20 protein-coding genes are annotated in these 22,286 nt (G+C 68.5%); 2 read left to right on the top strand and 18 right to left on the bottom strand.

The window, feature by feature from the left end:
- Positions 1 to 8: 8 nt before the first annotated feature.
- The 7 genes from P7V53_RS10495 to P7V53_RS10465 form a co-directional block, all read right to left on the bottom strand.
- Positions 9 to 794: an IclR family transcriptional regulator gene (locus P7V53_RS10495; protein ID WP_280155429.1), complete on the bottom strand. Its 786-nt coding sequence runs from the start codon at positions 792 to 794 to the stop codon at positions 9 to 11.
- On the bottom strand, positions 791 to 1,732 hold the full coding sequence (locus P7V53_RS10490; protein WP_280155428.1) for an FAD-binding protein: 942 nt from the start codon (positions 1,730 to 1,732) through the stop codon (positions 791 to 793). The genes P7V53_RS10495 and P7V53_RS10490 overlap by 4 nt, the downstream gene beginning before the upstream one ends.
- Positions 1,729 to 2,481, bottom strand: coding sequence for an electron transfer flavoprotein subunit beta/FixA family protein (locus P7V53_RS10485; protein WP_280155427.1), 753 nt, complete (start codon positions 2,479 to 2,481; stop codon positions 1,729 to 1,731). Before P7V53_RS10485 ends, P7V53_RS10490 begins: the two co-directional genes overlap by 4 nt.
- On the bottom strand, positions 2,478 to 3,377 hold the full coding sequence (locus P7V53_RS10480) for an SDR family NAD(P)-dependent oxidoreductase (protein ID WP_280155426.1): 900 nt from the start codon (positions 3,375 to 3,377) through the stop codon (positions 2,478 to 2,480). The genes P7V53_RS10485 and P7V53_RS10480 overlap by 4 nt, the downstream gene beginning before the upstream one ends.
- 14 nt (positions 3,378 to 3,391) lie before the next feature.
- On the bottom strand, positions 3,392 to 4,192 hold the full coding sequence (locus P7V53_RS10475; RefSeq protein ID WP_280155425.1) for an enoyl-CoA hydratase-related protein: 801 nt from the start codon (positions 4,190 to 4,192) through the stop codon (positions 3,392 to 3,394).
- Entirely contained in the window at positions 4,189 to 5,289 is a 1,101-nt protein-coding gene (locus P7V53_RS10470) for an acyl-CoA dehydrogenase family protein (protein ID WP_280155424.1), read from the bottom strand. The genes P7V53_RS10475 and P7V53_RS10470 overlap by 4 nt, the downstream gene beginning before the upstream one ends.
- Positions 5,290 to 5,432: 143 nt before the next feature.
- A complete protein-coding gene (locus P7V53_RS10465) occupies positions 5,433 to 6,638 on the bottom strand; it encodes an acyl-CoA dehydrogenase family protein (protein WP_280155423.1) in 1,206 nt (401 codons plus the stop codon).
- Between the two features lie 168 nt (positions 6,639 to 6,806).
- Here P7V53_RS10465 and P7V53_RS10460 point away from each other — a divergent pair, with 168 nt between their 5' ends.
- Together P7V53_RS10460 and P7V53_RS10455 are read left to right on the top strand one after the other, a co-directional pair.
- Positions 6,807 to 7,610, top strand: a complete 804-nt coding sequence (locus tag P7V53_RS10460; RefSeq protein ID WP_280155422.1) for an enoyl-CoA hydratase-related protein — start codon at positions 6,807 to 6,809, stop codon at positions 7,608 to 7,610.
- 17 nt (positions 7,611 to 7,627) lie between these two features.
- Positions 7,628 to 8,593 carry an SDR family NAD(P)-dependent oxidoreductase gene (locus P7V53_RS10455; RefSeq protein ID WP_280155421.1) on the top strand — a complete coding sequence of 322 codons (966 nt, stop codon included), beginning with the start codon at positions 7,628 to 7,630 and terminating at the stop codon, positions 8,591 to 8,593.
- A 26-nt stretch (positions 8,594 to 8,619) separates the two neighbouring features.
- Here P7V53_RS10455 and P7V53_RS10450 read toward each other — a convergent pair whose 3' ends face one another.
- The 11 genes from P7V53_RS10450 to P7V53_RS10400 all read right to left on the bottom strand — a co-directional run bounded on the left by P7V53_RS10450 (position 8,620) and on the right by P7V53_RS10400 (position 22,198).
- Positions 8,620 to 11,061 (bottom strand): MMPL family transporter, encoded by a 2,442-nt coding sequence (locus P7V53_RS10450; RefSeq protein ID WP_280155420.1) that lies wholly within the window; start codon positions 11,059 to 11,061, stop codon positions 8,620 to 8,622.
- Positions 11,058 to 12,143, bottom strand: coding sequence for a YCF48-related protein (locus tag P7V53_RS10445; protein WP_280155419.1), 1,086 nt, complete (start codon positions 12,141 to 12,143; stop codon positions 11,058 to 11,060). The genes P7V53_RS10450 and P7V53_RS10445 overlap by 4 nt, the downstream gene beginning before the upstream one ends.
- Before the next feature lie 2 nt (positions 12,144 to 12,145).
- Complete coding sequence (locus P7V53_RS10440; RefSeq protein ID WP_280155418.1) at positions 12,146 to 13,498, bottom strand: DUF1329 domain-containing protein; 1,353 nt, start codon at positions 13,496 to 13,498, stop codon at positions 12,146 to 12,148.
- Between the two features lie 18 nt (positions 13,499 to 13,516).
- The gene (locus tag P7V53_RS10435) at positions 13,517 to 15,241 is read right to left on the bottom strand and encodes a DUF1302 family protein (protein ID WP_280155417.1); all 1,725 of its coding nucleotides are present in this window, start codon (positions 15,239 to 15,241) and stop codon (positions 13,517 to 13,519) included.
- A gap of 358 nt (positions 15,242 to 15,599) precedes the next feature.
- Entirely contained in the window at positions 15,600 to 16,499 is a 900-nt protein-coding gene (locus P7V53_RS10430; RefSeq protein ID WP_280155416.1) for a crotonase/enoyl-CoA hydratase family protein, read from the bottom strand.
- 162 nt (positions 16,500 to 16,661) lie between these two features.
- Positions 16,662 to 17,531, bottom strand: coding sequence for a MaoC/PaaZ C-terminal domain-containing protein (locus P7V53_RS10425; RefSeq protein ID WP_280155415.1), 870 nt, complete (start codon positions 17,529 to 17,531; stop codon positions 16,662 to 16,664).
- A gap of 9 nt (positions 17,532 to 17,540) precedes the next feature.
- The gene (locus P7V53_RS10420) at positions 17,541 to 18,695 is read right to left on the bottom strand and encodes a thiolase (protein ID WP_280155414.1); all 1,155 of its coding nucleotides are present in this window, start codon (positions 18,693 to 18,695) and stop codon (positions 17,541 to 17,543) included.
- Positions 18,688 to 19,083 carry an OB-fold domain-containing protein gene (locus P7V53_RS10415; RefSeq protein ID WP_280155413.1) on the bottom strand — a complete coding sequence of 132 codons (396 nt, stop codon included), beginning with the start codon at positions 19,081 to 19,083 and terminating at the stop codon, positions 18,688 to 18,690. Before P7V53_RS10415 ends, P7V53_RS10420 begins: the two co-directional genes overlap by 8 nt.
- 11 nt (positions 19,084 to 19,094) lie before the next feature.
- Entirely contained in the window at positions 19,095 to 19,880 is a 786-nt protein-coding gene (locus P7V53_RS10410; protein ID WP_280155412.1) for an SDR family NAD(P)-dependent oxidoreductase, read from the bottom strand.
- Positions 19,877 to 20,638, bottom strand: coding sequence for an enoyl-CoA hydratase/isomerase family protein (locus tag P7V53_RS10405; protein ID WP_280155411.1), 762 nt, complete (start codon positions 20,636 to 20,638; stop codon positions 19,877 to 19,879). Before P7V53_RS10405 ends, P7V53_RS10410 begins: the two co-directional genes overlap by 4 nt.
- A gap of 3 nt (positions 20,639 to 20,641) precedes the next feature.
- Positions 20,642 to 22,198 (bottom strand): AMP-binding protein, encoded by a 1,557-nt coding sequence (locus P7V53_RS10400; RefSeq protein ID WP_280155410.1) that lies wholly within the window; start codon positions 22,196 to 22,198, stop codon positions 20,642 to 20,644.
- Positions 22,199 to 22,286: the final 88 nt, after the last annotated feature.

Genomic DNA, 22,286 nt, shown 5'->3' with positions numbered 1-22,286 from the left:
GCGGGTGCTCAGGCCGCGACGCGCCCCACCACGCCCGATGCCCGCGCCGCCAGCTCCTTCACCACCACCTTCAAGTGATCGAGCTCGTCGCGAAATCGATCCGACGGCCCGGCGATGTTCAGCGACGCGATGCAGCGCCCCTCCCCATCGAACACCGGCGCGGCCACCGCACCCAGGCCGACCATGTAGGAGTCGATCGACACCGAGACGCCTTCGCCGCGGATTCGTTCCAGCTCCCGGCTGAGGGCGGCACGCGTCACCGGCGTCGCGGTGCGGGTCCTGAACTGCACAGTGGACAGATAGCTGTCGCGCCAGGGCTTGTCGGCATACGCCAGCAGCAGACGACCGGCAGAGCTGGCGTAGAGCGGCCGCGTGGTGCCCACTGGAATCTGGTAGCGCACGGGATGCGGGCTGTCGATGATCTCGACGTAGGTCATCACCTCGGCCTCGCGGTTCAGCACGCCGAGCAGCACCGACTCTCCTGTGCGCTCGCACAGCTCTTCCATGAAGGGCCGGATCAGCTTCGGGAAGTTCCAGGCCGACATCACGCCGGCCGCGAGCCGGAAGATCGCCGGTCCGAGGCGATAGATGCCGACGTCGTGGATCAGGTAGTCCTCGGCGACCAGGGGGCGCAGAAGGTTCAGCAGGCTGCTCTTGGGCGATTCGAGCGACACGTTCAGCTCGGCGAGCGACAGCCCGTCCGGCGACAGGGACAGCACGTCGAACAGACCCAGCAGCCGCGTCAGCGACCGCGGTCCGGTGACGTCGGCACTGTCGTGCGGGTTGTGCGTCATGTGCCGCCCTGTACCGACGAGGTCAGCTCGGGCACGGCCTGGAACAGGTCGGCCACGAGGCCGTAGTCGGCCACGCTGAATATCGGCGCCTCGGGATCCTTGTTGATCGCGACGATCAGCTTGCTGTCCTTCATGCCGGCCAGGTGCTGAATTGCGCCGGAGATGCCCACCGCGATGTACAGCTCGGGCGCGACGATCTTGCCGGTCTGTCCGACCTGGCAGTCGTTCGGCGCATAGCCCGCGTCGACAGCCGCCCGCGAGGCGCCCACTGCCGCACCGAGCTTGTCCGCCAGCGCGTCGAGCAGGCGAAAGCTCTCGCTGCTGCCCATGCCGCGGCCGCCGGACACGATGACGCGGGCGGCGGTCAGCTCGGGCCGTTCCGAGACGGTGAGCTGCTGGCCGACCAAACGCGAGCTCTTGTTCGGCGGGCCGGCGGGGATGGGCTGCACGGTCGCCGGGCCACCGCCGCCCGCCGCCGCTTCGAACGCGGTGCCGCGCACGGTGATCACCTTGATCGCATCGAGCGCCTTCACCGTCGCCAGCGCGTTGCCGGCGTAGATCGGCCGGACGAAAGTGTCGGGCGCGAGGACCGCGGTGATGTCCGACACCTGCGCCACGTCGAGCAGCGCAGCGACACGCGGCATCACGTTCTTGCCGGCCGACGTGGCGCCCGCGAGCACGTGGGTGTAGTCGCGCGCGAGGCCGGCGACGAGGTCGGCCAGGCTTTCGGCGAGCGGATGCGCGTAGGCCGCATCGTCGGCCAGCAGCACCTTGGCCACGCCCGCGATCGCGGCGCCCTGCTGCGCGGCGGCGGCGCAGCCGTGGCCGGCGACGAGCAGGTGCACATCGCCGCCGATGCGACTCGCGGCGCTGATGGCGGCGCGCGTCGCTCCGTTGATGTCGGTGTGGTCGTGTTCCGCAACGACGAGCATGGTCATCGGATCACCTTCGCTTCGGTCTTCAGCTTGGCGACCAGCGTCGCCACATCGGGCAGCCTGATGCCGCCGGCGCGCACCGGCGGCTCGCTCACCTTCAGCACCTGCGTGCGCGGCGCGAGGTTCACCCCGAGCGTCGCCGCGGCGATCGTCTCGAGCGGCTTCTTCTTCGCCTTCATGATGTTGGGCAGCGTCGCGTAGCGCGGCGTGTTCAGCCGCAGGTCCACGGTGACCACCGCGGGCAGCGCCAGTGCAATGGTCTCCAGGCCGCCGTCGACCTCGCGCGTCACCTCGATCCCGGCGTCGGCCACCGCGAGCTTCGATGCGCAGGTCGCCTGCGGCCAGCGCAGCAAAGCCGCGAGCATCTGGCCGGTCTGGCCGGCATCGCCGTCGATCGCCTGCTTGCCGAGGAGCACGAGCCGCGGCTGCTCCTTGTCGACCAGCGCCTTCAACAGCTTGGCGACGTGCAACGGCTCGAGCTCGGCGGTCGACTCGACGAGCACTGCGCGATCGGCGCCCAGCGCCATCGCCGTGCGCAGCGTCTCCTGGCACGCGGCCGGGCCGATGCTGAGTGCGACGACTTCGGTGAGGACGCCGGCTTCCTTCAGCCGCACGGCTTCCTCGACCGCGATCTCGTCGAAAGGATTCATCGACATCTTCACGCCGGCGAGCTCGACCCCGCTGCCGTCGGACTTCACGCGCGGCTTGACGTTGAAGTCGATCACCCGCTTGACTGCGACGATTGCTTTCATACGGGATCCCACGGCGTGAGCTTCATCGAAGGCACGTTCTCGAAGAAGCTCGCCTCGAAGGCCGGCATCGCCTGTTCCGCGATCGCCTCGGGAGTCCAGCCCTCGCTGCGCTGCAGCGAGCGGATCATGCGGATCTGGCTGAAGAAGTAGATCTCGTTGGCCCGCACGCCGAAGATCTGGCCCGACACATGGGCTGCGGCGTCACTCGCGAGGTAGACGGCAAGCGGCGCGATCTTGCGCGCTTCCATCTTCTTCATCTTCTCGACGCGGGCCTGCTGCTCCGCCGTCTCGGTCGGGATGGAGGCCGTCATCGCGGTCCACGCCCACGGCGCGATGCAGTTGCTGCGCACCTTGAAGCGCGCCATGTCCAGCGCGATCGACTTGGACAGGCCGACGACGCCCATCTTCGCCGCCGCGTAGTTCGCCTGGCCGAGGTTGCCGATCAGGCCCGAGGTCGACGTCATGTGAATGTAGCTGCCGCTTTCCTGGCTCTTGAAGTGCGGCGCCGCGGCGCGCGTCATGTAGAAAGAGCCGTTGAGGTGCACGTCGACGACGGCCTGCCACTCCTCGCGGCTCATGTTGAACACGAAGCGGTCGCGCACGATGCCGGCGTTGTTGACGACGCAGTCGATGCGCCCGAAGCTGTCGAGCGCGGCCTGAACGATCTTGTGCGCCGAGTCCCACTCCGCGACGCTTTCGACCGCGGCCACCGCCTGCCCGCCCTCGGCGCGGATCTCGTCGACCACCGATTCCGCCATCGGCTTGCCGTTCGCGTCGCGCGCCAGGTCGTTGACGACCACCTTGGCGCCGGCGGCCGCGAAGCCCTTGGCGAAGTCGCGTCCGATGCCGGCGCCCGCGCCGGTGACGACGACGACCTTTTCCTGAACCATCCCCATGGAGTTCTCCGTGTTCAATCCCCGTTGAAATCAGGCGTTCGCCGCCCGCGGAACGCCGCGACCGCCTCGGCGTGATCGCGGGTGCGGTTGGACAGCACCTCGTAGGCCATGCCGGCATCGAGCATCGACGCGGCGAGCTGCTTGAGGCCCACGTTGATCGTCGCCTTCGTCCACTGCACGGCGCGGCGCGCGCCGCCGGCCAGCCGCTGCGCGAACGCATCGACCGCGGCGTCGAGCTCGTCGGCCGGGTGCGCGAAGTTGATGAGCCCGATGCGCGCCGCTTCCTCGCCGGTGATCGCGTCGCCGGTCAGCAGGTACTGCTTGGCGCGTGCGTAGCCGATGAGCTGCGGCCAGATCACTGCGCCGCCGTCGCCGGCGACGAAGCCGACCTTGACGTGTGGGTCGGCGATCTTCGCGTGGTTGGCCGCGAAGACGATGTCCGAGAACAGCGCCAGCGTCGCACCCAGGCCCATCGCCGCGCCGTTGACCTTGGCGACGATCGGCTGCGGCACGTCGAGAAAGCTCGCGATGAGCCGCTTGGCCCCGACCAGGTCGGGATACATGCGCGCCGGATCGTCGATCAGCGCCTGCATCGTTTCAATGTCGCCGCCCGCGCTGAAGGCCTTGCCGACGCCGCTCAGCACGACGACATGGGTCGAGTCGTCGCGCGGCAGCTCGTGCAGCAGCCGCTCGAACTCGTCGTGCATCGCGGCGTCGAAGGCGTTCAGCGCGTCTGGCCGGTTGAAGCTCGCATGCAGCACGCGGCCGTCGCGGCGCAGGGCGAGGCTTTGGTAGGCGTCGAGGTTTATCGTCATCCCCGGTTCGCTTCCACGAAACGACTCAAGTGCCATTCGCTGTCGCCATAGAGCTTCTCGAGCACAAGCAGCCGCTTGTAGTAGTGCCCGATCGGGTACTCTTCGGTCATGCCGATGCCCCCGTGTAGTTGGATGCCCTGCCCGCCGACGAAGCGGCCGGCGGAGCCGAGCATCACCTTCGTGGCCGACACCGCCCTGCGCCGGTCCGCCGGTGCCGCGTCGAGGTGGGCAATGCCGCGATAGAGGATCGATCGCGTCTCCTGCACCTCGACGAACATCTCCGACATGCGGTGCTGCAGCGCCTGGAAGCGGCCGATCGGCTGCCCGAACTGCTCGCGCGTCTTGAGGTAGTCGGCGGTGATCTCGAGCACGGCCTCCATGCAGCCCAGCGCCTCGGCCACCTGCGCGAGCGCAGCGCGGTCCAGCGCCTCCTCAAGCAGCGCGAGTCCCGAGCCCGGCGCGCTGAGCCGCGCCTCGGCCGGAACGAAGACGGAGCGCAGCTCGACGTCGCCGCCGTGCGTGCCGTCGATCAGCGGATAGGGATGCAGCGTCACTGCCTCGCGCGGCACCAGGAACAGCGCGGGTTCGCCGGCGTCGACGGCGGCGCTGACGATGAAGGCGCCGGCCGAACCGGCCGCCGGGACCATCAGCTTCACGCCATCGAGCACGAAGCCGCTGCCTTCGGCCCGCGCGCAGGTTGACTGCGCATCGATCTCGAAGCGACTCTGCGGGTCGGCATGCGCGAGCGCGATCTGCACCCTGCCCTCCGCGAGCTGCTGCAGCAGCTCCGCACGCCGTGCGGCGAAGGCCTTCGCATCGGCACGCTCGACCAGGCGGGTGGCCAGCACGGCGCAGCCTACATAGGGCTCGAGCACGAGGCCGCGGCCGAGCTCTTCGGCGATGATCGCCGTCTCGACGAAGCCGCAGCCGAGCCCGCCGTCGGCCTCGGGCACGGCGAGCGCCAGCCAGCCCATTTCGGCATACGCGGCCCAATGTGCTTGGGGCGCCCGGCGGTGCTCGAAGCCGCCCTTCTCGCGAACGTAGCGATTCGCGGCATCGCGCAGCATCTGCTGCTCGTCGCTGAGGTTGAAATCCAAGTCAGTTCTCCATGGGGTCCAGGCGGCACCGCCGGCGCATCAACCGACGCAGCCAAGCGGCCGCCGCGGATACGGCTTCGGCGGTCCGCGGGCGGTGCCCCCTCGAAGGGGAGGCGCCGAAAACGCTTCGGAGGTGGCTCATTTCATAGCCCGAACGCCAGCTTGGCGATGATGTTCTTCTGGATCTCCTGCGAGCCGCCGTAGATCGTGGAAGCGCGCGCGATCAGTGCCTGCGCCGTGCGTCCGGGCACGCAGGCCGGCCAGCGCGGCGCTTCGGCCGCGGCGATGTGCTCGCCCTCGTCGTGACCCCACTGACGCAGCGCGTGCAGGCCCATGGCTTCGAGCTGCAGCTCCGTGACGCGCTGCTGCAGCGCCGAGCCGCGCAGCTTCAACGCGGAGACCACGGCGTCGAGGTTGTGCCGGCTCTTCTCCTGCAACAGGATGCGCAGCACCGAGTACTCCAGGCCCAGCACGTCGACCTCCACGCGGGCCAGCTTGCGCGCGAATTCGGGCGTGTCGATCAGTCGCGTCCCGCGCACCGTGCGGTCACGCGCGATCTCGCGCGCCTTCTCGAGCTCGCGCTTGTTGAAGTACAGAAAGGCGCTCGCGGTGCGCTCCTTCTCGAGCAGGTACTTCGCGTAGGTCCAGCCCATGCCGGGCTCGCCGACGATGTTTTCGCGCGGCACGCGCACGTTCTCGAGGAACACCTCGTTGAGCCCGTGCCCGCCCTCGATCGAGACGATGGGGCGGATCGTGAGGCCCGGCGAGTCCATGCGGATCAGCAGGAAGGAGATGCCGCGCTGCGGCTTCGCCGCGGGGTCGGTGCGGACCAGGAAGAAGCCCCACTCGGCCATCATCGCGTCGCTGGTCCAGATCTTCTGGCCGTTGACCACCCATTCGTCGCCTTGGAGCACGGCGTGCGTACGCAGGTGGGCAAGGTCGGAGCCGGCGTTGGGCTCCGAGAAGCCCTGGGCCCAGAACTCGTCACCGGAGATCATCGGCGGCAGGAAGCGGCGCTTCTGCGCCTCGGAGCCGAACGCGATCAGGACCGGTCCGCACATGTACAGGCTCTGCCAGCTCCCGTCGAGGCCGTCGGCGTTGTAGAGCTCCTCCATGAACAGGTGCTTGCGCAATGGACTCCAGCCGGTGCCGCCCCACTCCACCGGCCAGTGCGGCGCGCCCCAGCCTCTCGCATGCATCAGCTTCTGGAAGCCGCGCACGTCGTCGCGGTTCGGCGGATGGCCGCCGATGTAGAAGCGCCGCGCCATGTCGCGCGGCAGGTGCTCGCGGAAGAACGCCCGCACCTCGCGGCGGAAGGCTTCATCTTCGGGAGAGAACTCGAAGCGCATGGGATGGCTTGATTTCGTGAACGGTGTTCGCATTTTCTAACGTAGTTCAAGAATCTGTCAATGCAAGGACAGATCCCTGGCATATCGGGAAATCCAGCATGCCGCCTCGATCATATTTCAGAACACCGTTCGTGTATGCTAACGCATGATGGCACGATGGAGCATCGAATGGAAGACATCCTGAGCGAGCGCAGCGCCGACGGCGTGCTCACGCTGACGCTGAACCGCCCCGATGCGCTGAATGCCTTCACCTTCGCGATGTACGACGAGCTGATCGGCCTGCTCGAAGGCCTGCGCCACGACGCGCAGACCCGAGTCGTGATCCTCACCGGCGCCGGTCGCGGCTTCTGCGCGGGGCACGACCTGCGCGGCCCGTCGCCGGCGCCCTGGGTCGCTCCGAAGCTCGGCAAGCCCTACGCCAGCAAGCACTCGATCACCCGCATCGCGCAGATCCCGCTGCTGATGCGCGCGATTCCGCAGCCGGTAATCGCGGCGGTGAACGGCGCCGCCGCCGGCATCGGCTTCGCGTTCGCATTGGCCGCCGACCTGTGCCTCGTCGGGCGCGCCGGCAAGTTCGTCAACTCGATTCACAACGCCGGCACCGGCCACGAGCTCGGCATGAGCTGGATGCTGCCGCGCGCGGTCGGCACGCAGCGCGCTGCCGAGATCCTGCTGACCGCGCGGCCGGTCCTCGCCGACGAGGCCGAGCGCATCGGCCTCGCGCTGCGCGTGGTCGACGACGACCAGCTGCTCGCCGAGGCGCGCGCGCTCGCCTCGTCCATCCTCGCGAACGTGCCGCTGGGTGTCTGGCTCACCAAGCAGTCGCTGTGGCTGAACCAGGGCGTCGCCAGCCTGGAGGCGGCGTGCGAGATCGAAGCGCGCGGCGTGTTCATGGCCCAGGCCACCGAAGACGCCGCCGAGAAACGCAAGGCCTGGCTCGAAAAGCGCGAGCCGCAGTTCCGCAATGCATGACACCGAGGAATGACCGCATGACCAAGATCGACTTCAGCGGGCGCGTCGCGCTCGTCACCGGCGCGGGCGGCGGCCTCGGCCGCGAATACTGCCTGGCGCTGGCCGCACGCGGCGCCGCCGTCGTCGTCAACGACCTGGGCGGCAGCACGGCCGGAGAAGGCGCCTCGACGGACTACGCCGACCGCGTGGTCGACGAGATCCGCGCCGCCGGCGGCAAGGCGGTGGCCAACTACGACAGCGTCGCCACCGAGGCCGGCGGCGCGGGGATGGTGCGTGCGGCCATCGAGGCGTTCGACCGCATCGACATCGTCGTGAACAACGCCGGCAACCAGCGCAACCGCCGCTTCGGCGAGTTCAGCGAGGCCGACATCGATGCGGTGCTCGCGGTCCATCTGAAGGGCGCCTTCTTCGTCACGCAGCCGGCCTACACGCTGATGTGCCGCCAGGGCTACGGCCGCATCGTGCTGGTCGGCTCGCAGTCGGGCATCTTCGGCAACCCGATCCGCGCCAACTACGGCGCAGCCAAGACCGCGATGATGGGCCTGATGAATGTGATCGCGCAGGAGGCGCCGACTGACGTGCTCGTCAACTGCCTGTTTCCCAACGCGGTCGGCGGCCGCCTCGGCGGCAAGCCCGGCGATGTGCGGCCCGACGCGGAGTTCCTCGCGGCGGCCGGTGCCAAGGTGCCGCACTACATCGACGGCATGCAGCCGTCGTTCGTCGCGGCGATGCTTTGCTACCTCGCGAGCGACCGCTGCACGAGCTCGCAGAACATGTACTCGGTGCTCGGCGGCAAGTACTCGCGCATCTTCGCGGGGCTCACCGAGGGCTGGTTCCGCCCGGGCAAGGTCCCGCCAACGCCCGAGGACATCGTCGCGCATCTCGCGCAGATCGACGACCTCAGCCGCTACGACGTGCCGCGCAGCGGGCTCGACGAGATGGACACGGTGATCGCGGCGAAGCGGCGGACAGCGCAAGAGTGACCGACGATTCCCGGGTTGCACCCGGGCTACGAAGACTCGGCGGTTTGCAGCCCGGGTGCAACCCGGGGTCCGCGGGTCACCTCGGCCGCGTCACGCAGCAGGAAATGCGACAGCGCCGGGATCAGCACCAGCGCCCCCAGCATGTTCCACAGGAACATGAATGTCAGCAGGATGCCCATGTCCGCCTGGAACTTGATCGGCGACCACGCCCAGGTGACGACGCCGGCGGCCATCGTCGCACCCACCAGCGCGACCACCTTGCCGGTGAACTGCAGTGATCGCGTGTAGGCCTCGCGCAGGCTGCCGCCACGTCGCTGGATCGCGAGCTGGATCGACAGCAGGTACAGCGCGTAGTCCACGCCGACGCCCACCCCCAGCGCAATGACCGGCAGCGTCGCCACCTTCACGCCGATGCCCATCACGACCATGATGGCCTCGCACAGGATCGACGTGATCGCCAGCGGCACCAGCGCGACCAGCACCGCGCGCCAAGAGCGGAAGGTGACGAAGCACAACAGGACGACCGCACAGTACAGGACCGCGTGCATGATGTAGAACGACGAGTGCACGACGATGTTCGTCACCGCCTCGATGCCGGCGCTGCCGGCCGCGGGCAGGAACCGCGCGTCGGCGCGGTCGTGCGTGGCAGCGAATGCTTCGGTCGCCTTGAGCACGCGGTCCAGCGTGTCGGCGCGGTGGTCGCTCAGGTAGGCCACGACCGGGAACACCGAGCAGTTCGGGTTCATCGCGTCGGGGTTGTCCTGGATCACGCGGTTGGCCGCAGGACCCAGGATCTGCGGGTCGCGCGCCAGGGTGTTCCACTTGAAGTAGCCCTCGCTGAACGAGGCCACGGCGCGCCGCGTCTGCTCGGCGAAGGAGGTTACCGCCTTGACGCCGTCCACGTGCTCGAGCTCCCAGCCCAGCCGGTCGGCATCGACGAGGCCGGCGTAGCGGTCGCAGGCACTCTTCGGCGTCTTGACGATCACGGCGAACTGATCACTCGACAGCCCGTAGTGCCGCGTGACATAGGCGTTGTCGAGGTTGTAGCGCGAGTCGCGGCGCAGCTCCGGCGCCCCCTCGTCGAGATCGCCGATCTTCAGACCCGTGCGCAGGCTGAGCGCGCCGACGCTCAGGATCGCGGCGCAGGCGATGGCCACCACGGCCCAGCGGCGTTCGGTCAACAGCTCGAGCGCCGACCAGACGCGGCCCATCGCCGTGCGACCGGCATGCTCGTCGGCGTCGACCTTCAGCGAGCGCTGGGCGGCCCTCGGACTCACGCCGGTGTACGACAACAGCACCGGAATCAGCACCAGCTTCGTGAAGATCAGTCCGGTGACGCCGATGCTCGTCATCACCGCCAGGTCGCGGATCACCGGGATGTCGATGACGATCAGAACCATGAAGCCGACCACGTTGGTCAGGAGCGCGGTCAGGCCGGCCAGGAACAGGCGCCGGAAGGTGTAGCGCGCGGCGACGTACTTGTGCGTGCCGCGGCCGACGTCCTGCATGATGCCGTTCATCTTCTGCGCGCCGTGAGACAGGCCGATCGCGAACAGCAGGAAGGGCACGAGGATCGAATACGGATCGAGCTCGTAGCCGAGCAGCTGCATCAACCCCATCAGCCACATCACGCCGAGCACCGCGGTGACCACCAGCACGACGGTGCTGCGGATGCAGCGCGTGTAGAGAAACACGAACAGCGCCGCGATGGCCACCGAGATCGCGAAGTACGAGATCACGGTGGTCAGGCCCTCGATCAGGTCGCCGGCCAGCTTGCCGAAGCCGACGATGTAGACGCGGGACTTGCCGTCGGCCCGCGCCCGTACCTTCTCCTCGAGATCGCGCGACAAGGCGAGGTAGTCGAGCGGCTTGCCGCTGTCGGGGTAGCGGTCGAGCAGCGGCACCTGGATCATCGACGAGCGCTGGTCGTCGGCGATGATGCGCGCCGCCGCGCTGGAGCGGGCGATGTTGGCCTTGAGCTCCTCCAGCTTGGCGGGCGTTCCGTCGAAGCGGTCGGGCATCACCGGCCCGCCGCGCATGCCTTCCTCGGTGACTTCCCCCCAGCGCAGCAGCGGCGTCCACAGCGACTTGAGCCAGGGCCTGTCGACGCCCGGCATGGCATACAGCGTGTCGTTGATCTGCGCCAGCAGCTTCAGGTGGTCGGGGTCGTAGATGTCGCCTCGAGTGTTCTCGACGACGACGCGGATCTGGTTGCCGAGGCCGCGCAGCTCGCTCTTGTTGTCGAGGTAGTTGCGGATGTAGGGGTGCGAGCTCGGGATCATCCGCTCGAAGTTGGCGTTGACCGTGAGCTGCGTCGACTTCCAGCCCAGGAACAGCGAGACGAGCGCGAAGGCGAGCAGGAGGGCCAGCCGGTGGTTGAAGATCAGGCGCTCGAGGACGTTGCCCGAGCGCGCGTCGAATGCCTCCCGGCTCGTCACGATCTCGAAGGCGTCGTTGGTCATCTTCATCGGAAATCACCTCGGCCGGGCGGAAGCGCTACGCGGCGCACGCCGCGCGGGCCGGCGACGAGCAGCCAGCCGGGTTCGACGGCGGCCGCGGCGAACGCGCCCGGCAGCGGGGCGTCGGTCCGCAGCGGCACGAAGCTGTCGCCCTGGTCGCCGCTCAGCAGCAGTTGCCCCTGCGCACCGAGCAGCACCAGGCGGCCGTCGGGCAGGAACAGGCCGCCATTGATGGCCGCAGGCACGCCGGTGGCGAGGGGCTTCCAGGTCGCGCCCGCATCGAGACTGCGCCAAGCCGACCCGCGCAGCCCGCCGGCAACGACGGCGTGCTTCGCCGCGGCCATGCCGAACCACGTGCCCGGATAGGCTGTCTTGACACGCTGGAAGCGCCGCGATGGAGCGTCGAGCCTCAGCACCAGGCCCAGCTCCCCGACGATGAGCACATCGTCGCCGGCGGCGCCGATCGCGTGCAGCGAGTAGCCCTCGGGGTTCTCGGTGCGGTCGAGCCACGGTTCCCACGTCGCGCCGCCGTCGGCCGTGTACAGGATCAGGTTGAACTGCCCGGCGATCCAGCCTTCGCGCTCGCTGCGAAAGTGCACCGTCATCAGCGGCCGGTCGGGCCCGTCGGCCGCAAGCTTGCGAGCTTCCTCGAGCGCCTTGGAAAGCCCGCTCTCGCCCTGCGCGACCTTGCGCTCGTACCAGGCGACCATCGCTGCGCCGAGCGTGCGCCCGTCGAGCACGCGCTTCCAGCTCACGCCGCCGTCCACGCTGTGCAGCACGACCCCGTCATGCCCCACCGCCCAGCCCTGCCGCGCCGACGGGAAATGCACGGCCAGCAGGTCGGTGCTGACCGGGCTCGGCTGCTGCACCCAGGTCTTGCCGCGATCCGACGAGCGCAGGATGTGCCCGCGCGGGCCGACGCCCACGACATGGTCGTCGTCGACGCGTGCCAGCGCATGAACCGGCGCGCCGGCGGCCCGCGGCGACAGCCGCGCCGGCGCATCGAGCGGATCGACGAAGGCGCCCTCGGCCCCGCGCGCTGCCGGCCAGGCCAGCAACGACGACAGGGCGAGCAGGAGCAGCGGGCGCACGCTCAGCGCTGGGTTCGCCGCGCCAGGCCGTCGGGGCTATAGAAGGCGTCGGCGTCCACCGTGTCGGTCGCGATGAACAGGCCCTTGTAGCTGCCCAGGATCGACGAGTTGTAGTAGGCGCCGGTGCCGAAATCGAAGTAGAACGTCCCGCCGTGGATGACCGCCTGCTTGTCGTAGGCCCAGGCACACGGATTGAAGGTGCCGCGCGAGAGCTTGCCGTTGGCATCCCAGGCGTCGACCACCACCGCGTCGGGGTTGTCCTCGTCGAAGTAGAAGCGCCGCTTGGCCACCACATGCCGCGCGCCGGGCTTGAGCGTGGCCTCGACCACCGTCACGCGGTGCAGTTCCCAGCGCATCACGTCCGGATTGGGCGCGCCGCGGGTCATCACGTCTTCCGCCTTGCCCGCGAGGTACTTGTAGGCGTTGTACGGAATGATCATCTCCTTCGTGCCGACGAGCTTCCAGTCGAAGCGGTCGAGCTTGCCGGAGAAGGCGTAGATCTCGTCGTACAGCATCGCGCCGGCCGCGGTGGCCACCGGGAAATCGTACGCCGCGTCCGGAGACAGCCGCACGCGGCGCTGGCCCGGCGTGTAGCCCCAGGTCTTGTCCGGCGTGGCCACCGGGTTGATGTACTTGCGCTGGAGATTGCCTTCACCGGTGATCCGCGCCGGTGCGGTGTAGGTGTTGTTGTTCATGAAGTACTGGCCGCCCTTGGCATAGAACTGCTCGGCGGTCAGCGTCGCGTTGAAGTAGTCGTTCTGGTTGCGGTTGTTGACCTCGGCGGTCATCACCTTGTTGCCGCTGGCGTCGACGTACCAGCCCTGGCCGTAGGTCCACGACGACGCGCCCTTGTTCACGAGGATCAGGTTCCACATCGCCTCGTGGCCGTTCTTCGGCACCGGGAACGGCGTGCCGCCGAAGCAGCCGGTCACGGCCTCGCCGTTCTCGATGGTCTTGCAGCGGCCGGCGGCATTGAGCTTCGTGTTCTCGATGAAGAACTGCGAGTAGTTCACCGGCCGCCGCGAGGGATACACGTCGACGCGGAAGCCGTGGTTGCGCTTGAGGAGCTCCTTCGTCGCTTCGCTGAGCTTGTCGGCGTACTGCTCCATGTTCTTCGCGGTGATCGAGTACAGCGGCTTGTCGGCCGCGTAGGGATCGGCCCAGAAGCCCGAATCCTTCTTGAATCCCGCCGGACTGGCCGAGGCCGGCAACCCGCCTTCCCAGGCCGGGATCGTGCCGTCCTTGTTGCCGGCCTTCAGTGCGCCCCACGGCAGACGCTCGCCCTCCTGGGCGACTGCGTTCTGGACCATGCCGGCGGCGAACAGGGCGGCAACTGCGATGTGATGAAGCTTCATGGCGATGTCCTCGAGAGTTCAGAACGCGGTCTGGTACGTGAAACTCAGGTAGTTGCGGTCGCGGAAATTGGCGAGCCCCGACGCGTTGAACAAGGCGGCTCCACCGTGGCCGTTGACGGCGCCGGCGCCGTTGTCCAATTCTCCCGTCTTCCCTCCACGTGCGGTATAGCTCAGGTCGAACTGGTGTTTGTACTGACCCACGAGCCATTCCACCCGCACGCCAGGCCGGAACAGCCACGATCCCTCCGGCGTGATGCCTGCGCCCACGGCCGCCGCGTTCCCTTTCAGGCCGTAGGTCAGGAAGACCGGCACCGACAGGTCGACGCTCGGGAATAGCTGCTGCCAGGTGGCCGTGAAGTTGGCGCCGATACTGGCGGCGTGGCGGGTCGAGCAGCCGCGCAGCACGAGCTCGTCGACGCAGGCCGTATTGCCGCCCTCGCCGTTGTAGAGGCTCGCGCCGCTCGTGATCTTCTGCAGCCGCATCGCATCGAACTGCAGCGCGATGGAGCCCGAGTCGAAGAGCGCGTTCTTGTTCAGCGTCACCACGGAGCTGGCCAGGAAATGAATGGTGTTGCCGCGCGGACCCTCCATGCCGGGATCGTCGACGAGCCCGGTCCCCGTGCCGAAGGCGAAGCCGCTGCGCACGTTGAGCGGCATCTTCCGGCGGTAGTTCAGCTCGAAGCCGGTGCTCAGGCCGAAGGCGCCGGTGTTGTAGGTCAGCCCGACCAGCTCGATGCCCTTGGCGTAGACGGCGCGACCGCTGCGCGCAGCGCCATCGATGCGGACCTGGTTCTGCCAGGTCGGCGTCTTGTCGTCGAACTTGCGCACCCACAGCCCCAAGGAGTCGCCGTCCAGCTTCGCCGGGCTCCATTTCACGCCCAGCGCGACGTCTCCCTTGTCGCCCAGGAACGGCGCGACGCGCGGCACCGCGGGGTTGGAGATGAACGGCGGGCCTTCGAGCGCCGTGTCGCCAACCGACCAGAAGGTGCCGCCTTCGGAGATGCGCGACGAGCGGAACTCGGCCGTGTACTGCCCCATGACCGAGAACTCGTTGTTGAGCTGCCAGGTTGCCGCGAGCTGTCCGATCGGCAGCGCCGTCTCCTTGGCCGACGAGCCCGGGCTCAGGTCCGACTTGCGACCGTCGTTGGGCGCCATCGAGTAGGTGAAGCTGCCGCCGTTGCTGAACAGGAACTCGCCGGGCAGCCAGGCGAAGCGGCCCACCTTCACGTTCATCGACGTGCTGCCCAGCCGCACGTTCCCCCACGCAAAGGCATCGAGGAATTCGCCCGAGGGCCCCTTGTAGTGGCGGTCGATGTACGGCGTGAAGTCGTTGTTCGGGTAGTTCGGTGCGGCGGCGAAGCGGGGGTCGCTGCGGCTCTTGTCCGGGAAGTTCGTGTCACCCCAGGCCGCGGCGCTGACCCGCAGGCCCACGTCCTTGCGCCAGGTCAGGTCGAACTCGCTGTACAGGTCGATGCGCGACAGCACCTGGTCGTTCTTGTCGAACAGCCAGTTGCCCTCGTCGACGGCCGGCGAACCCACCAGGCGCAGATCGCGTTCGCCGGTTCGCCACGCGGCGTTGTAGCGGGCGGTCGTGTCCAGCACCATCTCGAGATCGGGGTTGTCCGAGCCGAGCTTGAGCGCCGCGGCCGGTCCGGCCAGAGCCGAGGCGGCCGCGAAGCAGACGGCCTTGACGGCGAACCCGCGGTGGGGCACTTTGCCCCTGTAGCTTCGAGCGATCGTCATTCTTGGTTCCTTGTGTGAGCAGTGTCTGCGGCGAGGCGCGCGGTGCACGCACCTCGTTGTCTCCACGACGTTCCCCTGATCGTCGCTCTGTCGATACTTATAGTCGAACGATGTTCGTATTCTTGTTAACCGTCACATGACCGTCAATCCACTCTACATTGGGACTTACCCGATATTTGTGAACTGCGTTCTACTATGCGAACCGAGATGACAGTTCGTATCAGTCTTCCACGGCGCCAGGCGGCACCCGATGGCATGAACCGACGCATCAAGCGGCCGCCGTGGATCCGGCTCTGCCGGTCGGCCGGCGGCGCCCCCGTTGAAGGGGAGCGCCGAGGGCGCTTCGGAGGTGGCTAATTCAAGCAGGCTTGCGGGCGGATTCCGAGCCCAGCCGGACCTGACCGTCGCCGAAGGGCTCATCCCGGTTCTTCAGGGCCGTCTTCAGGCCGTGCTCGGCCATGTCGGCGCGGAATTGGGTGCGGCGCGGTCCGCGCGACAGATGGGCACGCGCATCCAACTCGGCGCCGAGGCGCTGCATCGTGCGGGCGCCGCTGAGCTCGAGCGCCAGGTTCACCACTCGCTTGTGCGCCGCCAGCAGCTCCGCATCGACTGCCGCGACGCGGCGCGCCAGCTCGGCCACCTTCGCATCCAGCTCATCGGCGGGGACGCTGTCCATCACCAGGCCGATGCGGGCCGCATCGGTGCCGCTGATCCAGTCGCCGGTCATCAGCAGGCGCTTGGCCCACTGCGGGCCGACGTGGTAGACGAACATGTTCTGCGGAGGCGTGCCGTTGGCGCGCGCCGCCGGGAAGCCGATGCGCGCGTCGTCGGCGGCAATCACCATGTCGCACATCAGCGCGAGGTCGGTGCCGCCGGCCAGGCAATTGCCCTGCACCCGTGCGATGACCGGCTTGTGCATGTCGAACATCGCGATGGTCTGCTTCTGCGTCTGCTCGAGCTGCCAGGCGTCGTCATCGAGCGTGCCGTTGACGCTGCGATAAGTCGGCCCCTCGCTCATGCCTTGCCCCGCATAGGCGCCGGCCAGGTCGTAGCCCGCGCAGAAGTCCTTGCCGGCACCGGCGAGAACGATCGCGTTGACGTCCGTCCGGTCGTCGGCCTCGAGCAGCGCGGCATGCAATTCGGCCAGCGTCTGCGGCGTCAAGGTGTTGCGCTTGTCGGGGCGGTGCAGCGTGATGTGTGCGACGCGGTCGGCGACGTCGAAACGGATGCACTCGGTGGATGCGAGCCACTTGGCCATGGCGGTCTCCTCTTCTGTCCCAGTCAAATGCGGCCGCTGACCGGTATGGCAGCGCCGGTGATGGCACGTGCGCCATCGCCGATCAGAAAGGCCACGACGTCGGCGATGGCCACCGCTGCGCCGAGAGCGCCAAAGGCCCCCGTGAATAGACCTTCGCGTCGCTCACTCGATTTCAACCAGACCGTTGGCCAGCACGACGGCCTTTCGCGCATCGACGGTGGCGCGCAAGCGCACGATGCGCTCGCCCTCGCGCCACAGCTCGTAGCGCACCGTGTCGCCGGGCCACACCGGCGACGTGAATCGGACCGCGATGCGCCGCAGGCGCGCCGCATCGAACCCGAGCACCTTCTCGATCACGGCGCGTGCGCCCATGCCGTAGGTGCACAGGCCGTGGAGGATCGGGCGGTCGAAGCCGGCGCGGGAAGCGAACTCCGGATCGGCATGCAGCGGGTTGTAGTCGCCGCTCAGCCGATACAGCAGCGCGGCCTGCGGGAGCGTCGTGTATGCCACATCCACATCGGCCGGCCGCTCGGGCACCGGCGGCAGCGGATCGGGCCCCGGATCCGAGACGCCGCTCCCTGCACTGAAGCCGCCGTCGCCGCGCAGGAACGTGACGTTGCGAGACTCCGCCACCATCTCGCCGCTGGCGGCGTCGGCGAGCTCGCGCACGACGACGGCGATCGCGCCCTTGCCGGCTCCCTTGTCGGTGAGGGACAGCACCCGGTTGCGCGCCACCAGCGTGCCCGCCACGGGCAGCGGTCTCAACAGACGCAGATCCTGCTCGCCGTGGACGAGCTTGACCGCATCGGCGCCGGTGCGCGAGTCCTTCCACCAGATGCCGGGCGAGCCCATCACGGTGGCCATCGTCGGCACGGCCTGGAGCCGTCCTTCGTAGACGAACCCCAGCTCGCCGCGGTGCGTGGGATCGCCGCCGCAGCCGAGCCCCAGCGCGTACAGCATCGTGTCGCGCTCGGCATAGCGGTGCACGATCTCGTCGAAGCGCCAGTTCTTGCAGGCGTGGTAGTCGAGCATGGATGAGTCCTATAGCGTCTCGGGGCTGCCGAGGACCAGCAGCGCCTCGTGCGAAAGCTCGCCGCCGTTGCCCTGCGCGATGGCGAGTTGCGCGTTCTTCACCTGGCGGTCGCCGCACTGGCCCATGAGCTGCCGCGTCGCCTCGACGATCGTGAACAGACCATACATGCCGGGATGAACGCACGACAGGCCGCCGCCGTTGGTGTTGACGGCCAGCGCACCGCCAGGTGCGATCCTGCCGCCCGACACGAAAGCGCCACCCTCGCCTTTGGCGCAGAAGCCGAGGTCTTCGAGGAACAGGATGGTGTTGATCGTGAACGCGTCGTAGAGCTCGACGACGTCGATGTCCTTCGGACTCACGCCGGCTTGCGCGTACGCGCGCGGCGCGGCTTCAGCCAGTGCTGTGACGGTGAGGTCCGGCATGCTGGCGATCTCGCGGTGCGTCGTGCCCTGCGCCGCGCCGAGCACGTAGACCGGTCGCGGACAGATGTCGCGCGCGCGGTCGGCGCGCGTCATCACGACCGCGGCCGCGCCGTCCGTGACGAGGCAGCAGTCGCGCACGTTGAACGGATCGGCGACCGGCCGTGCTCTCAGGTAGTCGTCCATCGAGAGCGGCTCGCGCACGAAGGCTTCCGGGTTGAGCTGCGCCCATCGGCGCGCGGCGATCGCCACCTCGCCGAGCTGCTCCTTCGTCGTGCCGTACTGGTGCATGTGGCGTGCCGCGGCCAGCGCGTACGACGAGATCGGACGCAGCGGCTTGTACGGCGCCTCCCACGGCGAGGGCCGTGACGACTGCACGAGCTTGCCGGCAGCAGAGCGCTGGTTGCTGCCGTAGGCGATCAGCGCCACCTCGCACAGCCCGGCGTCGAGCGCCATCGCTGCCAGCATCGCGTGCACCTGGAACGACGAGCCCCCGGTGCGGTTGTTGTCGAGGAAGCGCGGATGCACGCCCAGCGTCTCGGCGAAGCTCAAGCCGGACAGCGCCTCGTCCATGATGCAGGTGAAGAGCCCGTCCACGTCACGCGGCAGCAACCCGGCCTGCGCCAGCGCCATCACGCCCGCCTGGTGCGCGAGCTCCATGTTCGACCAGCCGGGCGCCTCGCCGCAGCCGAAGGTGGCCGCGCCCACGACGGCAGACCGGCCGCGCGGAAAGCGTTCATGCATGGCTGTCGCCCTCTGTCGGTACGAAGACGACCAGCGGCTGGTCGTTCTCGCGGATCACACGGGCTCGCACCGCCATCCCGATCGTCACCATCTCGGGCGCGATCCCGTCGACACGGGCCATCATGCGCACGCCCTCCTCGAGGTCGATCAAGGCCACGTTGTAGTTCGGCGCCGGCGGCTTCTGCCGGATCACGGTCGTCGAATACACGGTCGCGCGGCCGCAGGCCTCGACCCATTCCAGCCTGGTCACGCCGCTACCCGGCTGCGCGATCCGCGGCGGAAAGACATGGCCGTCCGCGTCAAGCACGTTGCCGGCCGGGCAGCATGCCTGTTGCAGCATGAAGCGCCCGGCGGCGAGGTGCTCGAGATACTCCTTTTCGGGATGCATGAGCCGCTCCTTCAGCCGTGCATCGTGAGCCCGCCGCTGATCGACACGACCTGGCCGGTCATGAAGTCGGTGGCAGGCGTCGCGAGGTAGACGATGGTGTGGGCGATCTCGATCGGCTGGGCGAGCCGGCGCAGCGGAATCGCCTTGATCAGCGCGTCGCGCAGCTTCGTGCCCTCGGGGATGGTGCCGTTGAACAGCGGTGTGTCGGTGGGACCCGGGGCGACGCAGTTGCAGGTGATGCCCGCCCGCGCCGTCTCGCGCGCCAGCGACTTCGTGAAGGCGATGACCGCGCCCTTGGTGCCGGCGTAGAAGGTCTCGCCGCTGGAGCCGACGCGCCCGGCATCGCTGGCAACCGTGACGATCTTGCCGCCGCGCCGCTCCATCATGTGCGGCAGGAAGCGATGAATCATGCGCACCGGCCCGATGTAGTTGATCTTCGTGAGCAGCTCCCAATCCTCGGGCGTGTTCTCCAGGAAGGGCTTCACGCGATCCACGCCGGCGATGCTGGCGATGATGTCGGGAGCGCCGCCCAGGCGGTTCATCGCGGCATCGACGAAGCCGTCGATGGCGGCGCCGTCAGTCAGGTCGAGCCGCAGGAAATCGGCCTGGCCGAAGCCGGCCTTGATGTCCAGCGCGGTGGCCTGCCCATCGGCTTCGTTGATATCGCCGATGACGACGCGGGCCCCGGCACTCGCGAACTGCCGCGCGGACGCGCGGCCGATGCCGGAAGCACCGCCGGTCACGACGACGGTCTTGCCGGTGAGGTCGGTGACTGCGCGCCAGTCGGTGTTGCTCATGAAGATCTCCTTTGGATGAAGGCAGTGATGCGCTGCTGCGCTTCGGGCGTCAGCAGCAGCCGTCCGCCGAGCTCGCGCTCGAGCGTGTAGCCGGCGTCGTGACCGGCGCCGTGCGCGCCGATCAGCTCCTTGGCGACTTTCAGGGCCGGCAGCGGCAGGCCAGCGATGCGGTCGGCGATGCGTGCTGCTTCCGCGGCGAGGCGCTCGCGCGGCACGCTCCACTGGACGATGCCGAGCGCGCACGCCGACGCGCCATCGACCGGCTCGGCGCTGAGTACGAGGCGTGCGGCGGTGCCGCGGCCCACGAGGCGCGTGAGCCTCTGCGTGCCTCCGAGGCCGGGGATCAATCCGATGCCCACCTCCGGCAAGCCGACCTTGATCTCGTCGGCCGCGACGCGCAGGTCGCAGCACAGCGCGAGCTCAAGGCCGCCACCGAGCGCAGCGCCGCCGATCTCGGCCAGCGTGACGCGCGACAGGCTTTCGAGCCTGCGATAGACGGCCTGCAGCTTGCCGATGTAGCTGGAAAGCGTCGCGTCGGGCCGCTCCGCCGTGATCCAGGACTGGATCTGCGCCAGGTCGGCACCGGCGGCGAACACCTTCTGGCTGCTGCGCAGGTGCAGCACGCTCCAGTCGTCGCGCGCGTCCAGGCCGTCGAGCAACTCGGTGAAGGCCACGCCCCACTCCTCGCTGATCGCGTTGACCGGAGGCCGGCACATCGTCACCTCGGCCACGCGGCCGCGCAGGTTGAGTTCGAACATGGTTCAGCGCTCCTCTTGCTGCGCTCGACGGCGCAGTTCGATCTTGCTCACCTTGCCTGTGCCGGTGCGCGGCAGCTCGGCCACCACGTCGACCTGCTTCGGGCACTTGTAGCTGGCGATCAGCGTCTTGCAGTGGGCGATCAGCGCGTCGGTGCTCAGCGACTGGCCGGGTTTGAGCACGACGACCGCGCGCACCACCTCGCCCCACTTTCCGTCGGGCACGCCGATTGCGGCGCAGTCCTGCACGGCAGGATGGGCGAGCACGGCGTTCTCGACCTCGCGGCTGTAGATGTTCTCGCCGCCCGAAATGATCATGTCCTTCTTGCGGTCAACGAGGAACAGGTAGCCGTCCTCGTCGAGGAAGCCGATGTCGCCGGTGTGATACCAGCCGTCGCGCAACACCTCCAGCGTCGCCGCGGTGTTGTTCCAGTAGCCGTCGAAGCGCTCGTCGGTGAAGGTGAGCACCTCCCCGGCCACACCGACCGGGCACTCGTGGCCGGCATCGTCGACGACCTTGAGCCGCGAACGGGGTCCCGGGTGGCCGACCGAGGCGAGGCGCTTCAGATCGCGCTCGCTGCCTTCGGGTCGGACGTCGCGGCGGTGCATCACGGTGCCGGCGGTCTCGGTGGCGCCGTACTGCACCGAGAAGATCGGGCCCATGCGCTCGATCGCCCGGCGCAGCAGCGGGACGGGTACCGGTGCGGCCGCGGCGACGACGTTGCGCAGGCTGCCGAGGTCGTAGCGTCCGCAGTCCGGCACATCGAGCAGCGCCTGCAGCATTGCCGCGACGACGAAGGTGAAGGTGATGCGCTCGCTCTCGATCGCCCGCAGCACATGCACCGCATCGAAGCTTCTGTGCAGCACGACGGCTCCGGCGTTCCACCAGGCTTGCGTCGCATAGCCGATCACGCCCACATGAAAGGCCGGCGTGGTCAGAAGCACACGTGTGTCGGAGTTGAACTCACTGTTGTGCGAGCCTCCTTGGGCCGTGGCCACCCAGCGCCACTGCGAGCGCAGCGCGCCCTTGGGCCGGCCCGTCGTGCCGCTGGTGTAGACGAGTGCGCCGTAGTCGTTGGGTTGCGAACGAAACGGCGGGCCTTGCGGATTGCCCTCGCCGACGACCGACTGCCACGACAGCGCCCACGAAGGCGTGGTCGTCGAAGTCTCATCGCTGATGCAGACGAAGTGCTCGACGCCCTCGAGCCGGCCCCGCAATGCGTCCACCGTGGCCGTGTACCGCGCCTCGAACACGAGGATGCGCGGCGTGCAGTCACCGAGCAGCCATTCGATCTCCGGCGGGGCCAGGCGGAAGTTCATTGCCGCGACGATGTAGCCAGCCACGTCGCCAGCGGCCAGCAGTTCGAGATACTGCACGTTGTTCATGGACAGGATCGCAACGCGGTCCTGTCGCCGCAGGCCCAGCCGGTGCAGGCCATCGGCCACGCGCAGCGCCGTGTCGTACAGGCTGCGATGGCTGTGACGCGTCGCGCCGCAGATGAGCGCCTCGCGATCCGGGTAAATGCGCGCATTCCGTGCCAGAAGTTCGCCGAGCGTGTTCATGGACCACCCCTACGGCCTTCGGCCGCCCTCCAAGGCGGCACCGCTGGCCAATCGGCAAAGCCGATCCGCGGCGGTCGCTCGATGCGCG

Origin of the sequence: Piscinibacter sp. XHJ-5 (assembly GCF_029855045.1) — a bacterium.
Taxonomy (GTDB): Bacteria; Pseudomonadota; Gammaproteobacteria; order Burkholderiales; family Burkholderiaceae_C; genus Albitalea.
The sequence above is the reverse complement of the archived record's forward strand: the minus strand, read 5'-3'. Positions and strand labels throughout refer to the sequence as shown.

Excerpts from the sequence above, each read along its gene's own strand:
- P7V53_RS10495 (WP_280155429.1), bottom strand. The coding sequence starts at position 794 with ATGACGCACAACCCGCACGACAGTGCCGACGTCACCGGACCGCGGTCG.
- P7V53_RS10490 (WP_280155428.1), bottom strand. The coding sequence starts at position 1,732 with ATGACCATGCTCGTCGTTGCGGAACACGACCACACCGACATCAACGGA.
- P7V53_RS10485 (WP_280155427.1), bottom strand. The coding sequence starts at position 2,481 with ATGAAAGCAATCGTCGCAGTCAAGCGGGTGATCGACTTCAACGTCAAG.
- P7V53_RS10480 (WP_280155426.1), bottom strand. The coding sequence starts at position 3,377 with ATGGGGATGGTTCAGGAAAAGGTCGTCGTCGTCACCGGCGCGGGCGCC.
- P7V53_RS10475 (WP_280155425.1), bottom strand. The coding sequence starts at position 4,192 with ATGACGATAAACCTCGACGCCTACCAAAGCCTCGCCCTGCGCCGCGAC.
- P7V53_RS10465 (WP_280155423.1), bottom strand. The coding sequence starts at position 6,638 with ATGCGCTTCGAGTTCTCTCCCGAAGATGAAGCCTTCCGCCGCGAGGTG.
- P7V53_RS10460 (WP_280155422.1), top strand. The coding sequence starts at position 6,807 with ATGGAAGACATCCTGAGCGAGCGCAGCGCCGACGGCGTGCTCACGCTG.
- P7V53_RS10455 (WP_280155421.1), top strand. The coding sequence starts at position 7,628 with ATGACCAAGATCGACTTCAGCGGGCGCGTCGCGCTCGTCACCGGCGCG.
- P7V53_RS10450 (WP_280155420.1), bottom strand. The coding sequence starts at position 11,061 with ATGAAGATGACCAACGACGCCTTCGAGATCGTGACGAGCCGGGAGGCA.
- P7V53_RS10440 (WP_280155418.1), bottom strand. The coding sequence starts at position 13,498 with ATGAAGCTTCATCACATCGCAGTTGCCGCCCTGTTCGCCGCCGGCATG.
- P7V53_RS10435 (WP_280155417.1), bottom strand. The coding sequence starts at position 15,241 with ATGACGATCGCTCGAAGCTACAGGGGCAAAGTGCCCCACCGCGGGTTC.
- P7V53_RS10430 (WP_280155416.1), bottom strand. The coding sequence starts at position 16,499 with ATGGCCAAGTGGCTCGCATCCACCGAGTGCATCCGTTTCGACGTCGCC.
- P7V53_RS10425 (WP_280155415.1), bottom strand. The coding sequence starts at position 17,531 with ATGCTCGACTACCACGCCTGCAAGAACTGGCGCTTCGACGAGATCGTG.
- P7V53_RS10420 (WP_280155414.1), bottom strand. The coding sequence starts at position 18,695 with ATGCATGAACGCTTTCCGCGCGGCCGGTCTGCCGTCGTGGGCGCGGCC.
- P7V53_RS10415 (WP_280155413.1), bottom strand. The coding sequence starts at position 19,083 with ATGCATCCCGAAAAGGAGTATCTCGAGCACCTCGCCGCCGGGCGCTTC.
- P7V53_RS10410 (WP_280155412.1), bottom strand. The coding sequence starts at position 19,880 with ATGAGCAACACCGACTGGCGCGCAGTCACCGACCTCACCGGCAAGACC.
- P7V53_RS10405 (WP_280155411.1), bottom strand. The coding sequence starts at position 20,638 with ATGTTCGAACTCAACCTGCGCGGCCGCGTGGCCGAGGTGACGATGTGC.
- P7V53_RS10400 (WP_280155410.1), bottom strand. The coding sequence starts at position 22,198 with ATGAACACGCTCGGCGAACTTCTGGCACGGAATGCGCGCATTTACCCG.